We start from the raw sequence: 14,467 nt of genomic DNA on the forward strand, positions 1-14,467 counted from the left end.
GTCGAATAAGGGCAATTGCACATACTGACTCGGCGAGTACCTGCCCGGACGCGTGATCAGGGACGAACGAAGATGATCCAGGAACTGCGGGTCCAACACGTGGAGCACGTCACCACGCAGTCGTTCGAGAAGGTCGTCGCCGCCTTCGAACACGCCGTAGGGTCAATCGAGGAGGTCGGCTGGCCGGCTCTCCCAGGTGGTGCGCGAGACGAGGGGGAGTTCCGGAGCCAGGTCGAGAAGCATCTTGGACCGAGCGGCTTCACCCGCTTCCTCACGCTCGACCACGGCGACTGGCTCAATGTCTATGGGCAAGACGCCAAGGCGATGATGTACACCCTTGGCAACCCGCTCATCGCCATCACGATGCTGCGCCACGATATCCGGGCCGGCCTCAACGTGCCCGTTCGGCTCTTCCTCTACCGTGACGAGGCTTCGGGAACGACGCGTCTCGCCTACAACGTGCCCTCCACGCTGATGGGCAACATCGCCGATAAAGCATGCCTCGCCGCGGCCCGAGGCCTCGATGCCAAGCTTGCCGCCCTCGCGGAACAGGTGACCGGCACTACGGCGTGAACTCGCCCTCGCTCAATAGGAGAACACCATGCGCCTGCTCGTCGTGGGGGCCGGATCGACCGGCGGGTACATTGGGGGCCGGCTCGCCCAGGCGGGCCGCGCCGACCAGAACAGGTTCGGAAACGCCTGAGACGAACCGGCCCTACCCATCGTCCGGAACCGACACGCCTAGCGCGCCGGACCCGGAAGATCGGTCGTGGTAACCTGGCGCATCAGGTTTTTGAGACCGGCTGCCTCATCCTGCCCGAAGCTAGCCTGGAAGCCTTCCTCCGCGGACTTCCAGAGTGGCTTGGCCAATGCGAGGAGCGCGCTTCCCTCCGGCGTAAGCGCCACAACCCGTCTTCGGCCATCCCTCGTCGATGGCCGGACGGTCAGAAGTCCGCGCCGGTCCAGTGGTCGCAGGAGATGGCCGAGGGTCGAGCGATCCATGACCAGAAGCGCGGCGAGCTGCTGGACCGACGGCTCGCCGTGGCGGTCGACCTTGGTCAGTATGGAATACTGGTTGAGGCCGAGGCCCGTGGGAGCCAGCACGCCGTCGTAGAGACGCGTCAGGTGCCTGGCGGCCTGCCTCACGGCGGAGCAACTGCAGGCCTCCGGTGGCACGTCGTCCATATGTGCCTCTCGCTCCCTTGGCGTCCACGGCCCATTGCCTGCATCGAGATGGCGGCATTTGCCCCTGTTCGCAACGACGGAATCAAGGTCGGCAATGTTCGAGCGGAGAGCCGTGGCCTCACTGACGATCCGAGGGAGTAGGTTCGTCGTCGGCCTCCAGGAGCGCGGCGACCGCATGCTTGGCGGACACGAACGGTGAACCGTCGCCGTAGACCTGCGAGAGCAGCAGGGCTCCCTGGAACAGCACGTTGATCTGCTTGCCCACCTCGGCCGGCCTCGCGAGCCCGGCCCGCTCGCAGAGGTCGACGAAGCGTCGCTCGACGTAAAGCGCCGCATGCTTCCCGTGCGCGGCCAAGCCGGCGTGCTTGCCGACGAACTCCTGGGCCGCCTTGATGCCCAGGCAGCCTCGCGTCGGGTTCTCGTCGATCATCGCCTTGCGGGCATCGAAGATGGCCATGATCTGCTGGCGCGGTTCCTCGTTCGAAGCCGCCACGGGATCAAAGAGCTTCCCGACGATGAACTGACCATAGAACTCCAGGACTGCCTCGATGAGGTCGTCCTTGGTCGGGAAATACTTGTACAGCGTACGCTTCGAGATGCCGCTCTCCGAGAGGACGGCATCGACGCCGGTCGCATGGAAACCGCCGTCGTAGAAGCGGTCGAAAGCCTGCCGCACGATCTCCCGCTTCTTGTCCTCGCCCCGCACGTCGCCGGCCATCGGGCCCCCCTTCCATCCTTCCGCACCATACCGAATGGCCTTGACCGGGTAAACCGATCTGTTTACGTGCCAAGCATGTAAACAGATCGGTTTACTTCGCCGCGGGACGGGTCCGGCGTGCGACGCCTATTGGAGGAGAGATCATGTCCCTGCAGAACAAGGTGGTTCTGGTCACCGGCGCCAACCGCGGCATCGGTGCGGCCGTCGTGCGCGAATTCCTCAAGGCGGATGTGGCGAAGGTCTACGCCGCCGCGCGCAGCGTGGCGTCCTTGCCCGACTTCGGCGACCGCCGTGTCGTCCCGCTGCAGCTCGACGTAACCAGCGACGCATCCGTCGCGGCGGCCGCCGGAACCGCCGCGGATCTCGACATCCTCGTCAACAACGCCGGCACCATGGCGTTCGGCGACTCGATCGCCACGAGCCAGGACGCGGTCGAGGCCGACATGAACGTCAACTACTACGGCACGTTGCGGGTGATCCGGGCCTTCCTGCCGCATCTCACCGGCCGTGGATCGGGGACGGTTGCCAACGTCGTCAGCGTCGTCGGCCTTGCGCCCGTACCGCTCCTGGCCGGCTACTCGGCCTCAAAGGCCGCCCTGCAGTCGTTGACGCAAGGACTACGCGGCACCTTGGCGAAGTCCGGGGTCACCGTCGTCGGGATCTATCCCGGTCCCATCGACACGGACTTGGCCAAGGACATGCCGATGGAGAAGGCGTCGCCCGAACATGCGGCCGCCAACATCGTCCGGGGCCTCGCCGATGGTCAGACCTCGATCTTCCCGGACCCCACCGCGCAGCAGATCGGCCAGCTTTGGTCCCAGACCGGGCCGCAACTCGAAGCCGCGCTGCAGGCCGGCGGCTGACGGACCTCCGTCGATCTGGCTTTCCGGGGCCTTCGGGCCCGACCCGTCGAGGCGGGGGTGGCGACAGTCGCCGCCCTCGCTCCGCCAGCCGCAGCGTTGGCGTGCCTGGGAAAGAGTGCCGCACGCCGAGGTCTCGCGCCGGCGGTGGCCGCCTGTCCAGGATGCTGCCGGCCGTCGAGATCTCCGTGGCCGGTCGCCTAGCCGACCTCGCGGCATTCCGGTCCTTCATCGCCGCAACAGTGGGTCGTCCTGCGTGACGCGGCTGCGCACCGTGAAGACACCGCCCCCGGACAGGATGGCGCTCCGGGCGAGGAGACGGCCGCCCTGCCAGTTGGACAGCCCGAGCTCGGGCTGGTTCAGGGCATATTGCCCGTCGACCCACCGGGTGAACCCATCGCCGACAAAGGGCGCGTTCACCGTGTCGTAGAAGCGGCGATGCGCCTCCGGATCCCGGCTGATCAGCGATGCGGCGAAACGCGGGCTGTGGCGATTGAACAGGGTCACCGCGTGATCGAGATCGTCCACGATCTTCAGGCTGACCTCGGGCGTGTCCTCCCATTCCCATTCGTGGCCGAGATCACCCTCCGATTGGATCTCCGTCAGCGGTTCGGTCTGCTCACCCCCGGCGCGCCGGACCCGGACGGTAGCGGTGCGCCAAGCCTCCGGTAGAGCAGTCTCGTCGCCAACGACCACGTGAAGCTTGCATCCGGAGCCGCGCACGCGGCCGGCGGATTCCAGGGCTGCCAGGAAAATCGGCACCAGATCCGTCACCCGGGCGCGATGGATGCAGCACACGTTCAGCGTGTTGCAGACCTTCCGGTCCAAGGAAGCTTCGACGGCTGCGGAGAAGCGCGCCACATCCGCATCGCGGTCGGCCACCATCCACGCACCGCCGGTTCCATGCAGGCTGACCGCCGTGCCGGCTTGTCGGGCGACGCTCCCGAGCTGGGCCACCGCACGACCCGACCCGCGTGCCACCGCCAGCGAGAGCCGACGGTCCGCGAAGAGTGCCCAGCCGGTCGACCGTTCCGGGCTCTCGACGAGCGAGATGGCTCCAGGCGGGAGGCCGGTCTCCCTCAGCGCGGGCATGAGGGCGTGCCGCATGATGGCCTGTGCGGTGCCGAGCGCGTCACTGCCGATGCGGAAGACGGCCGTGTTGCCGCTGCGCAGGACACCGGCGGCATCGGCGAGGACGTTGGGACGCCCCTCGAAGACGAAGCCGACCACGCCGAGCGGTGCCGCCACCTGCTCGACCGTCCAGCCCGCATGGACGATGCGTTCGACGACTCGATCGCGCGGCGTCTCGCTGTCGCGCCACGCCCGCAGGCCCGCGATCATGTCCTGCCGCATCCGGTCGGTGGCGACGAGGCGGGTCGTCGAACGGCCACCGCCCTGGGCGCGCTCGACATCCTGCCGGTTCGCCTCAGCAATGGCACTCCAGGCCGAAGGGTCTTCGAGGAGCGCAGCGAAACGGTCGAAGAACCGCCCGATGCCCCGATCCGGTATCGCCGACATCTCCAGGAAGGCTGCATGGGCCCGGTCCACCGCGGCGGCCGCCATGGCGATCTGGGCCGCGGGGATGTGGAGCAGGTCTCCGGTCTCCTGCAGGACCAGCAGGTGGTCGCCAGGTTGGAAGGCCTCCGTGAGTTCCGGCGTGATCACAGTCATGCGGTCACCCCCGAAAGGCACGGGGGTTCCCGACACGAGGCACGCGAGGGCGTTCAACTTGGAAGTGGGCATAGGGAATGGGGGCCTTCGGGATTTAGGCTAAGCCCCTGCTTCGCCTGGCAGGGGTCGGAAGGAGTAGGTCCGCCGGTTGACGAACCGGCATGACCGGCGGCCCGTCATGCCCTGCGCGGCGTCGGTGGCAGAGCGGTCGACGTCCGAGATCGTCCGAGCCACGCCCCGGACGCCAGGGCGCCGGCATTGATGAAAGCCAGGGTGGCAAGGCCAGCGCCGAGAGCGAGGAACAGGCCCTCCAACCCGTAGCCGAGATGCAAGGCCAGGAGTCCCCCGCCGAGCGCGACGGTGACGCGGAGCAATCCTGCAACCAGCGGCCACCCCACCTGTCCCGCCCCCTGCGCGGCGAAGTAGAGGGCGAGCCCGACGCCGAAGAGGCCGTAGAAGGGCCCGACGAGCCGAAGATAGAGCGCGCCGACGGCGAGCATGCCGCTATCCTGGTCGAACAGGTGCAGCCAGACCTCGGGTCGGAGTGCGGCGGCGAGCCCGATACATTCTGCAAGGAGGCCGGCGATCACCGCCCCCATCCAGGCCACCTGCCTGGCGCGGGCCGTATCCCCGGCGCCCACCGCGGTTCCGACCATCGCGGCAAGCGGCGCCCCAAAGCCGAACACCATGGGCACAAGGAGGTATACGAGCCGCGCCCCCGTGCCGTACCCCGCCACCGCCGCCGGCCCGGCCACGCCCACGAGGCCGGTCGCCGTGGCGATGGTCACGTTCGTGGTGGCGCTGACGACGGCCGAGACGGCACCGATCCGGAGGATCGACGCCAGCGCGGTCCGCGACAGGGCCGGCGGCCGGACCGGAGGATGCAGGACCCCGCGGCCGGACCAGAGGTAACCGGCGAAGACGACGATCCCGGCCACGTAGTAGGCGAGCACCGCGACCGCGCCGCCGACTACCCCGAGTTGCGGCAGAGGCCCGATGCCGAAGATCAGCGCGGGTGAGAGCGGGATGAGGGCGAGCGTGCCCCCGCACATCACCCCGGCCGGGAGCAGCATGTTGCCGGTGCCCCGGATCACGGCGGCCAGCGCGTTGAACAGCCAGAGCAGCACGGCGCCGGCGAAGACCACATCCGAATAAGTGAGCGCGGCCGTCAGCGAGGCCCCGCTTCCCCCCATGGCGGCATAGAGGTGCGGGCCGGCGAGCAGGGCCGCGACGGTGGTGAGCGCACCGAGCCCGACCGCGATGGCGACCGCGTGCCAGACCAGACCGTTCGCCTCCGCCAGCCGACCGCCGCCAAGCGCCCGCGAGACGGCCGAGAGCATGCCCCCGCCGACCGCGCCGGCCGAGACCATCTGGATCAGCATCAGCATCGGGAAGACGAGGGCCATGCCGGCCAGGGCATCGGTGCCGAGGCGGGCGATGAAGTAGGTCTCGATCAGGCCCGTCGAGGCCTGGGCGGTGGTCATCAGGACGTTGGGCCCCGCGAGGCGCAGCAAGGTCCCGAGGACCGAGCCCCTCAGCAGGCGCTCCGTGCGGGCATCCCGTGGGGGGGGCCCCGCTCCCGAGGCCGGGCGGGTCGAGATCGCGCGCCGATACCGGCGGCCGGGCGGTACGAGCGGCCCTCACGAGACTCGGGTCCAGGCCGCCACGACCGGATCGGGCGCCGGTGGCTGCAGGTCGATCAGCAGGCAGGTGGTGCTTGCCGTGGCGCAGGGTCGTCCTGCCCCGTCGGAGAGCCGAGCCTCGGCCACCGCCTGCCGGCGTTCGGCATGGACGATCTCTCCCACCGCTGTGAGCGACCCGGACGCGGCCGTGACCGCGCGCAGGTCGTTCACCGTGATCTCCAGCGTGGTGTCGCCCCGGCCCAGGGGCAGCGTCGCATGCACGGCGCAACCCATCACGCTGTCGGGGAGCGACGCGAGCGCGCCGCCGTGGACGGAGCCCAGCGGGTTGCAGAGGTACGCGCCCGGCCCCCTCCGCATCGTCACCCGGCCGGGCTCGGCCGAGACGAGATCGATGCCGAGCAGGGCGATCAGCGGCGGAGGCGGAACCTCCCCCGCCATCATCGCCCGCAGGAAGGCAAGGCCATCGAGGCCCTGGCCTGCCTTCGCCACGAGGGCACGGTCGGACCATTCCAAGACGCGGCGGCGGGACGATGCGGTATCGAGCGCGGCATCAGTGGGCATCGACGACGGGTCCTTTCGGCGGTCCGACCCTGCGCATCAGCGGCACCAGGGCGGTGGCGAGGGCGAAGCAGCCGGTGATGACCACGAAGGCATCGGCATAGGTCATCGTCTGAGCCTCGCGGTACGTCAGCGACCACAGCTGGCGCAGGGCTGCGGCGTGCCCGTGGGCCGGGTCCCCGGCGAAGCCGTTCGCCATCCGCGCCTCCATGCCGTGCAGGCTCGTGAGCATCGCCGGGTTCGTCGGGTTGAGGTGCTCGGCGAGGCGCAGGAAGCGCAGGTTGGTGCGGTCGTTGAGGATCGTCGCGCAGGCCGCGATGCCGATGGCGCCGCCGAGGTTGCGCATCAGGTTGAACAGGCCGGAGGCGAGCTTCAGCTTCGCCGGGGCGAGGCCACCCAGGGTCAGCGTGACCGTCGGCGCCACGGCAAATTGCTGCGCGAAGCCCCGCATCGCCTGCGGCCAGAGCAACTCGCGCCAGCCCCATTCATGGGTGATCGGCGTGAACGACCACATGCTCACCCCGAACAGGCCGAGCCCGAACATCATCAGCCAGCGCAGGTCCACGCGTCGGGCGAGGATCGCGTAGACCGGGATCGCCATCACCTGGAACACGCCGGTCGAGAACACCGCGAGCCCGATCTGCAGGGCCGAGAAGCCGCGCACCCGACCGAGGAACAGCGGCGTCAGGTAGATCGTGGCGAAGATGCCGATGCCGGTGACGAAGGAGAACAAGCAGCCCAGGGCGAAGTTGCGGCTCCTCAGGGCCGTCAGGTCGACGATCGGGTGGGCGTAGGTCAGGCTCCGCCAGAGGAAGCCGATGCCGGCAAGCCCCGAGACCCACGCCGTCGTGCGGACCGTGGCGTCCTCGGTCCAGTTCCAGCGGGGGCCTTCCTCCAGGGTGTATTCGAGGCAGCCGAGGAAGAGCGCCATCAGGACGATGCCGAGCCAGTCGGCGGTCTTGATGAGGGCTGGTTCGGGCTCGTCCACCTGCACCATCAGCGGCACGACGACGGCGACGAAGATCCCCGGCACGAGGTTCACGAAGAACAGCCAATGCCAGGAGTAATTGTCGGTGATCCAGCCGCCCACCGTCGGCCCCAGGGTCGGGGCCAGCGAGGAGAGCGCCCCGATGGTCGCGGCGGCCACCACCATCTTCTTGCCGGGGAAGAACGCGAAGGCCGTGGTGAACACGGTCGGGATCATCGAGCCGCCGAGGAAGCCCTGGAGCGCCCGGAAGGCGATCATGCTCTCGATGTCCCAGGCCCAGCCGCAGAGCAGGCTGGTGGCGGTGAAGCCCGCGGCCGAGACGCAGAACAGCCAGCGGGTCGACATCACCCGGGCGAGGAAGCCCGAAAGCGGGATCACGATAATCTCGGCGATCAGGTAGCTCGTCTGCACCCAGGCGACCTCGTCCGGGCTCGCCGAGAGCCCGCCACCGATCTCCTTCAGGGAGGCCGAGACGATCTGGATGTCCAAGAGGGCGATGAAGAAGCCGACGCACATCACCGCGAAGGCAAAGACCTTTCGACCCTCGCTCAGCTCCGTGCGGCCGGCGATGCTCACCGGCCGAGTGCCCCGACCACGACCGCAGCAGCCGCGTCGGGGGTGCCGGACCGGGGTGATCCGCCCCGGCGGTCGACCGAGGCGGTCACCGACAGGCCGGGGCGCAGGCGGCCGAGGCGTCCCCCATCGCCGTCGAGGCGGATACGCACCGGCACCCGCTGGACGATCTTGGTGAAGTTGCCTGTGGCGTTCTCGGGCGGCAGGACGCTGAACTGCGCGCCGGTCGCCGGGGCGAGGCTTTCGACATGGCCGGTGAAGGTTTCGTCCGGTAGCACGTCCGCCACGATGCCGACGGTCTGGCCGGGACGCATATGCGCGAGCTGGCTCTCCTTGAAGTTCGCGTCGACCCAGAGGCCATCCGCCGGCACGAGGGCGATGAGCCCGGCGCCGGTCGTGGCGTAAGAGCCCGCTCGGGCGCTGCGGTTGCCCACCACGCCATCGGTCGGCGCGCGGATCTCGGTGTAGCCGAGGTTCAGCCGGGCGGCGTCGCGCTCGGCCACGGCCTGCGCCCGGGCTGCGTCGGCCTGCCGGCTCTGCGTGTCGATGACGGCGATCCGTCGCTCGGCGGCATCGAGGCTGGCCCGAGCCTTGGCGACGGCGGAAATAGCCTTCTTGTCGTCGGCATCCGCCTGCTGGAAGCGCTGCTCGGATGCGTAGCTCTTGGCCGAAAGCTCGCGATAGCGGTCGACGTCGAAGCGGGTGCGAGCCGCCTCGGCCTCTGCCCCCGCGAGTTCGGCACGGTTCTGCGCGATGACCGCCTCCTGCAGACGCCTTGTGGCGGCGAGGTTGAGGAGCGTGGCGTCCTGACCCGCCACCGACGCCTCCGCCTTCGCCAGGGCCGCGCGGTAATCCCTGTCGTCGAGGCGGATGAGAAGGTCTCCGGCGGTGACGCGCTGGTTGTCCCTCACCAGCACCTCGGCCACGAGGCCCGGGACACGGGAGGCGATCACCGTCACGTCGCCGCCGACATAGGCGTCGTCGGTGCTTTCGATGAATCGGCCGGTTTCCCACCAGAAACGGCCGTAGAATCCACCCCCGGCCAGGGCCAGAAGCGCGATCCCGCAGAACGCTGCCCGCTTGCGGGACAGGCGCCTCGGTGCCACGAGTTTCTCCTGGCCATCGCCCTTCACGAACGCATCGGCTGTCGCGGCGTCGCCCATCCCCGTAGCTCCCGCTGTCAGATCGTGGTGTTGGGCTCGAAACGACGCCGCAGCCTGTCGCTGGCGGCCGGGCCCGCCGCCACGCGCACACCCTCTTCGAGGGGGCGGCCGGTCCGCCGGTCCACCACGACGGGATCGACGGGCAGGCCGGTGGCCGGATCGGTCAGGATCACGCTCTCGCCTTCGGGGGCGAGGTGGCGGTTGCCCCAGGCGAACAGGGTCCAGAGCACCGGCCGGAAATCGCGGCCCTTCTCGGTCAGGACGTATTCGTACCGGGCCGGCCGCTCCTGATAGGGCCGCCGCTCCAAAAGACCCGCTTCGCACAGGGCCTTGAGCCGGCGGGTCAGCATGTTCGGCGCGATCCCGAGGCTCTGCGCGAATTGGTCGAACCGGGTCAGCCCGTAGAAGGCGTCCCGGAGGATGAGAATGCTCCACCACTCGCCGACCCGGTCCAGGGATCGGGCGACGGGACAGGGCATCTGATCGAAGGGCGTGCGTTGCATCGGCCCAACATGGCCGAGTCACTTTCATTATGCAAGTTACTAAAGGTTAGAGGACGGGACGCCCTGGTTCATTGTCATCCGAATGCGCGCCGCCGCTCTCTGGCGTGGAACCGAGCGACGATCGGGACCATCCTGTTCCGCATCGCTGCCGGACGGTGGCGGCGCAGACGTCGAAGCGCGCGAGTGATCCGTTCTTCGCCTGCACGATCAATCGTAGGAAGGCTTTGGTAGTGCGCGCGAAAGGCTGCTCGATCCCTCCTGACCTGCAGCGAGCTCCGTCGTTCAATCCAAGGGTTCTCTTTGGCAGCTCTTTCGGTGGTCTGTCAGCGATTGGAATGGCTGCGCGCCTAGAGCCGGCTCCCGGGCGCCGCATGTAGGCGCCTATACTCGGCGGGCGTCGTACCGACCCGCCGCATGAAGGCGCGCCTGAGCGTGTCGACGTCCCGGAAGCCACAGGCGCCCGCGACCTGCTTCAAAGCAACGTCGCCCGTTTCCAGGAGGCGGCGCACCGCCTCAATCCGCACGGTCTCGACGTAAGCCGCCGGAGTCATGCCGGTCTCGGCACGGAACACGCGCGCGAAGTGACGGGGGCTCATGCCGGTCCGGCTGGCCAGCCGCTCGACACCATGATCCTCAGCGGGATGCGCGGCCACCCAGCGTTGGGCTTCCTGCAACGCCGAGCGGCCAGACGACGCGCTCACGCCGCGACGGCTGAACTGCATCTGGCCGCCGCCGCGCTTGAAGAACATGACGAGCTGCGCCGCCACCCGCCGGGCGATCTCGGCCCCGAGGTCCTCCTCCACGAGCGCCAGGGCGAGATCGAGCCCGGCCGTGACGCCGGCCGCCGTCCGAAGCGGGCCGTCGAACAGGCAGATAGCGTCCACCTCGACTCGCGCCGCCGGGAAGCGTGCGGCCAGCCTCTCCGCGACCGCCCAGTGCGTTGTCACCCGCCGGCCGTCGAGAAGGCCGGCTTGCCCGAGCAGGAACGCTCCGCTGCAGACCGAGCCATAGCGCCGGCATCGCCCCGCCGCGTCCCGGAGCCACGCGAGCAGCTCGGGGGCGACCGCCGCCTCATGCATCCGGGGGGCGCCGGCCACGAGGAGCGTGTCGAAAGACGAGCTCGCCTCGGTTGGGGCGATGAGGTCCGGTAGGAGGCGCCGTCCCGAGGAGGTGGTGATCGGGCCCGGTGCCGACCCGACCACGGCGAGGGCATAGACCTCCCGGCCGCACTGGATATTGGCCTCGGCGAAGACGTCGAGCGGGCCGGCGACATCGAGGAGCTGAACGTCCGGCAGGGCAAGGAGGGCGACTGTTCGGGACGTCATGAGAACCGGTGTCCGACGATGCACGCATGTTGGCAGAAATCGTCGGACTACGTCGATTGATGCCAAGCACCGTGTCTCCTAGCTCCGGAGGACAGGTAAAGCAAAGGAGCCCTTCCATGAGCATCGACCAGGACGTCGCCATCCCCGACAGCAAGCTCGCCCGTGCGGTCACGGAGTTCGTCCGTGACACCGAGACCGAGCTGCTCTTCAATCATTCGAGCCGGGTCTACCAGTTCGGCGCCCTCGCGGGCGCCCACCGCGGCCTGAACTTCGATCGGGAGCTCCTCTACGCCGGCGCCATGTTCCACGACGTCGGCCTGATGCCCGGTCACGGCAGCGCGGAGGAGCGGTTCGAGGTGGACGGCGCCAACGCGGCCCGCGACTTTCTCAAGACGCACGGCGTGCCCGAGGCGGACGTCTACACGGTCTGGACCGCCATCGCGCTGCACACCACGCCCGGCATTCCCGTCCACATGCACCCGGTGGTGGCGCTCGTGACGGCCGGCGTCGAGATGGACGTGCTCGGCCTGACGTACGGCGAGTACACGGACGCCGAGCGCGAGGCGGTCGTGTCAGCCTTTCCCCGCACCCCGGACTTCAAGGAGGACATCATCCAGGCCTTCTACGACGGCATCAAGCACAAGCCGAGCACCACCTTCGGCAACGTCAAGGCCAACGTGATCGCCGACAAGGAGCCGGGCTTCCGCAAGGGCAACTTCTGCAGCGTGATCCGCGCCTCGCGCTGGCCCGGCGGGACGCATGCACCGGGATGTGGCTGCGGCCACCATGACTGAGCGTCGCCGGCCGGCCCCCGGGATGGTGGCCGCCCCGTCGACCGGTCGAACCCGTGGATGGCCTGCCCGGGTGGGGATGACGACGGACGCCAGGACCGCCACGGTCGGGGTTGTCGCCCCCCCCTGAAATCGCAGCCGCCGGACATCGTCGGACCTGCCGACGCGTTCGCGCGGGCTCCCGGGTGAAGTCAGCGCGAGGGAACGGATCAGACCGCTTCTTCCCCGTGTGCGCTCCCCGCCTCCCGCCCCAAGTGAACCATGACCTCCCGCAGCCAACGATGGGCGGGATCACGGTCATAGGAAGCGTGCCACAGCATCGAGATGACGATCGTCCTCGGTCGGCACCGGCACGGGGCTCGTCGCCAAGCCGAGCTGGGCCGCGAAGGTCGTGGCCAGTTCGTCGGCCATCGTGGCGATCAGGGGCGCGGCTTGGACGTGGAACGGCACGGTGGCGAAGCGCGGCGTCGTCGCCGCCAGCCTCCGCGTCCGGCCCACCTTGGCGAGCGCCGTGTCGACCACCCCCGGGCCGACGCCGGTCAGGTATGTCAGGATGTGCGGGAACCGGACGAAGTCGTCGAGCGACAGCGGACCACTCACGCCGAGCAAGCGAGGATTGAACAGGCTCAGGAAGCCGAAGCGATAAAGCGGCCGGACCTTGTGGTGGACTTGGCCCTCGGAGATCATGCCGACGGCCACGTCGATCCTGTCGGCGTCGAGGTTCGCCAACACGCTCCCGTAATCGAGGCTGACCAGATGCAGGCGCCGGGCGCCTCGTGCGCGAGGAATGCGAGCAGGCGCGGGATGAGACGCACCTCGACGCTGCCGGGGATGGCGAGCGTGAAGGACCGCTCCACCGTCGCGGGGTCGAAATCGTCCTCCCGGAGGACGACGCCCTGGAACTGGCGCAGGGCGGCTCGGACCGGCTCGACGAGGGCGAGCGAGCGCGGAGTCGGGCGCATGCCGTCCGGCGTGCGGGTCAGGAGGTCATCGCCGAGGAGCTTGCGCAGGCGTGCCAGGCTGCTGCTCATGGCGGATTGCGTGATGCCGACCTTCACGGCGGCGCGCGTGACGCTGCTCTCGCTCAGGAGCGCATCCAGCGCCACGATGAGGTTCAGGTCGATGCCGGCGAGGTCACGGTGCTTGATCGTCATGGCTCGGCCCGCGCGTCATTCCCGACCAGATCCCCGACGGCCCGACGATGGAGGGTCCGGCAAGCGGAACCGTGTGGCGTCCCTGACGGAATGAGATGACGACAGGGCTGAAGTCACCATACCATCATTCACGGCGTGGATGTTGGCTATCGATTGCATCTGTTTGATGAATACGACTGTGGGCTGCATCTTCCCCTCATCGAACGACGGGTTCCCGTCACACCGAGAGGATCGAACGATGACCCACCGTACCATCACCGTCACCGCCGCCCTGACGATGACCGTTGTGGCCCTCCTGCCGGCCGCAGGGTCGGAGGCGACCCTTGGCACTGCCGCGCACGGCGCCTTCTCCGTCCCCGCTGTCATCGGCGCCGCCTACCACACGCCGGGTCTCGCGCTGAGCGCGGCCGACGTGCGTGCGCAGGGCGGTCTCCTCGTGCCGGCCCTCACGCGCTGGCAGGAGGCGCGGCCGGCCATCGCCTCCGTCGAGCCCTTCAAGGCGCCCGGCACCATCACCGTCGCCTACCGGAACCGGAACGTGGCGACGGATGCCGCGCAGGTCCTCAAGCAGGGAGGCTTCGCGACCGCGGGCGTCGTCCGGTGGCTGCCCGACGTGCCTGTCACGGTCGAGGCCAACACGGGCACGGTCAAGCTCGGGTCGCTTGAGCCCATGAACTGAGCGGACAGCCGGAAAGGCCGAGGACTGGCAATCGCAGACTGCGCCGCAGGCCGCCCACTCTTCGAAATTCGAAGATGAAATCATGACCAGTCAGCTCACTTCGACCACGGTCACGGTCGAGCATGTGACCCTTTCCTCGACCAAGTCCCTTGAAGCGGTCCAATCCGCTTTGGAGGCTTCGGTGCCCGCCATCGACCTCGATGACGCCAAGCTCCTGAAGGCCGGTGACGTGGACGAGGCGCGCGGTCTCCTCGAACGGCAGGCGCCGCTCTCGATCTTCGGATCCAGGGACCACGGCGACGTGCTGCTCACCGCCGGGTTGAGCCGCAAGGCCATCCAGTATGACATCGGCAACCCGCTGACGGCGGCATCGATGACCCGGCACAACGTTTCGGCCGCCTTATACGCGCCGATCCGGGTGCTCTTGCGCGAGGACGCCGCGGGTGGTGTCGCCTTCGGGTATGACCGCCCGGCCAGCACCTTCGGTCAATACAGTAATCCGCCGGTCGACGCCGTCGCCCGTAAACTGGATGGCCTGCTTCGGAGCGTCCTCGCCGCGGTCGCCGAATGACGTCAAGTCCCGCAAGCGTCGCGAATCGGATCAAGCTTTGCCACGTTGCCGCCTTTGGTTGCGGAGCCGGACGGACGGTCTTCAC

The 14,467-nt window shown here is 68.8% G+C and carries 14 protein-coding genes and 1 pseudogene; 5 read left to right on the forward strand and 10 right to left on the reverse strand.

The genetic code is table 11. The features are described from left to right. Positions 1-72 precede the first annotated feature (72 nt). On the forward strand, positions 73-573 hold the full coding sequence (locus MKK88_RS31045; RefSeq protein WP_244007209.1) for a DUF302 domain-containing protein: 501 nt from the start codon (positions 73-75) through the stop codon (positions 571-573). Positions 574-741: 168 nt separating this feature from the next. Here the strand turns inward: MKK88_RS31045 and MKK88_RS31050 are convergent, their stop codons facing one another. Together MKK88_RS31050 and MKK88_RS31055 are read right to left on the reverse strand one after the other, a co-directional pair. Further along, positions 742-1,185, reverse strand: a complete 444-nt coding sequence (locus MKK88_RS31050; RefSeq protein WP_244007211.1) for a MarR family winged helix-turn-helix transcriptional regulator — start codon at positions 1,183-1,185, stop codon at positions 742-744. A 118-nt stretch (positions 1,186-1,303) separates the two neighbouring features. Beyond that, on the reverse strand, positions 1,304-1,903 hold the full coding sequence (locus MKK88_RS31055) for a TetR/AcrR family transcriptional regulator (RefSeq protein ID WP_244007213.1): 600 nt from the start codon (positions 1,901-1,903) through the stop codon (positions 1,304-1,306). Positions 1,904-2,046: 143 nt separating this feature from the next. Here MKK88_RS31055 and MKK88_RS31060 point away from each other — a divergent pair, with 143 nt between their 5' ends. Continuing rightward, on the forward strand, positions 2,047-2,766 hold the full coding sequence (locus tag MKK88_RS31060) for an SDR family oxidoreductase (RefSeq protein ID WP_244007215.1): 720 nt from the start codon (positions 2,047-2,049) through the stop codon (positions 2,764-2,766). A gap of 225 nt (positions 2,767-2,991) precedes the next feature. Here the strand turns inward: MKK88_RS31060 and MKK88_RS31065 are convergent, their stop codons facing one another. The 7 genes from MKK88_RS31065 to MKK88_RS31095 form a co-directional block, all read right to left on the reverse strand. Beyond that, positions 2,992-4,434, reverse strand: coding sequence for an aldehyde dehydrogenase family protein (locus tag MKK88_RS31065; RefSeq protein WP_244007216.1), 1,443 nt, complete (start codon positions 4,432-4,434; stop codon positions 2,992-2,994). A gap of 176 nt (positions 4,435-4,610) precedes the next feature. After that, complete coding sequence (locus tag MKK88_RS31070; RefSeq protein WP_244007219.1) at positions 4,611-5,948, reverse strand: MATE family efflux transporter; 1,338 nt, start codon at positions 5,946-5,948, stop codon at positions 4,611-4,613. Between the two features lie 126 nt (positions 5,949-6,074). Continuing rightward, positions 6,075-6,638: a PaaI family thioesterase gene (locus MKK88_RS31075; RefSeq protein WP_244007221.1), complete on the reverse strand. Its 564-nt coding sequence runs from the start codon at positions 6,636-6,638 to the stop codon at positions 6,075-6,077. Further along, entirely contained in the window at positions 6,628-8,199 is a 1,572-nt protein-coding gene (locus MKK88_RS31080) for a DHA2 family efflux MFS transporter permease subunit (RefSeq protein ID WP_244007223.1), read from the reverse strand. The genes MKK88_RS31075 and MKK88_RS31080 overlap by 11 nt, the downstream gene beginning before the upstream one ends. Further along, positions 8,196-9,359: an HlyD family secretion protein gene (locus MKK88_RS31085; RefSeq protein WP_244007224.1), complete on the reverse strand. Its 1,164-nt coding sequence runs from the start codon at positions 9,357-9,359 to the stop codon at positions 8,196-8,198. Before MKK88_RS31085 ends, MKK88_RS31080 begins: the two co-directional genes overlap by 4 nt. A gap of 17 nt (positions 9,360-9,376) precedes the next feature. Then, complete coding sequence (locus MKK88_RS31090) at positions 9,377-9,862, reverse strand: winged helix-turn-helix transcriptional regulator (protein ID WP_244007226.1); 486 nt, start codon at positions 9,860-9,862, stop codon at positions 9,377-9,379. Positions 9,863-10,209: 347 nt separating this feature from the next. Then, on the reverse strand, positions 10,210-11,187 hold the full coding sequence (locus MKK88_RS31095; protein ID WP_244007227.1) for a GlxA family transcriptional regulator: 978 nt from the start codon (positions 11,185-11,187) through the stop codon (positions 10,210-10,212). A gap of 116 nt (positions 11,188-11,303) precedes the next feature. Between MKK88_RS31095 and MKK88_RS31100 the strand changes: the two genes are divergently transcribed. Continuing rightward, positions 11,304-11,981 carry an HD domain-containing protein gene (locus MKK88_RS31100; RefSeq protein WP_244007229.1) on the forward strand — a complete coding sequence of 226 codons (678 nt, stop codon included), beginning with the start codon at positions 11,304-11,306 and terminating at the stop codon, positions 11,979-11,981. 206 nt (positions 11,982-12,187) lie between these two features. Here the strand turns inward: MKK88_RS31100 and MKK88_RS31105 are convergent. After that, positions 12,188-13,132, reverse strand: a pseudogene (locus MKK88_RS31105) (LysR family transcriptional regulator). A 238-nt stretch (positions 13,133-13,370) separates the two neighbouring features. Here MKK88_RS31105 and MKK88_RS31110 point away from each other — a divergent pair. Then, on the forward strand, positions 13,371-13,811 hold the full coding sequence (locus MKK88_RS31110; RefSeq protein WP_244007231.1) for a hypothetical protein: 441 nt from the start codon (positions 13,371-13,373) through the stop codon (positions 13,809-13,811). A 181-nt stretch (positions 13,812-13,992) separates the two neighbouring features. After that, complete coding sequence (locus MKK88_RS31115) at positions 13,993-14,382, forward strand: DUF302 domain-containing protein (RefSeq protein ID WP_244007233.1); 390 nt, start codon at positions 13,993-13,995, stop codon at positions 14,380-14,382. Positions 14,383-14,467 lie beyond the last annotated feature (85 nt).

The sequence above is a fragment of the Methylobacterium sp. E-005 genome, from assembly GCF_022829725.1.
GTDB lineage: Bacteria > Pseudomonadota > Alphaproteobacteria > Rhizobiales > Beijerinckiaceae > Methylobacterium.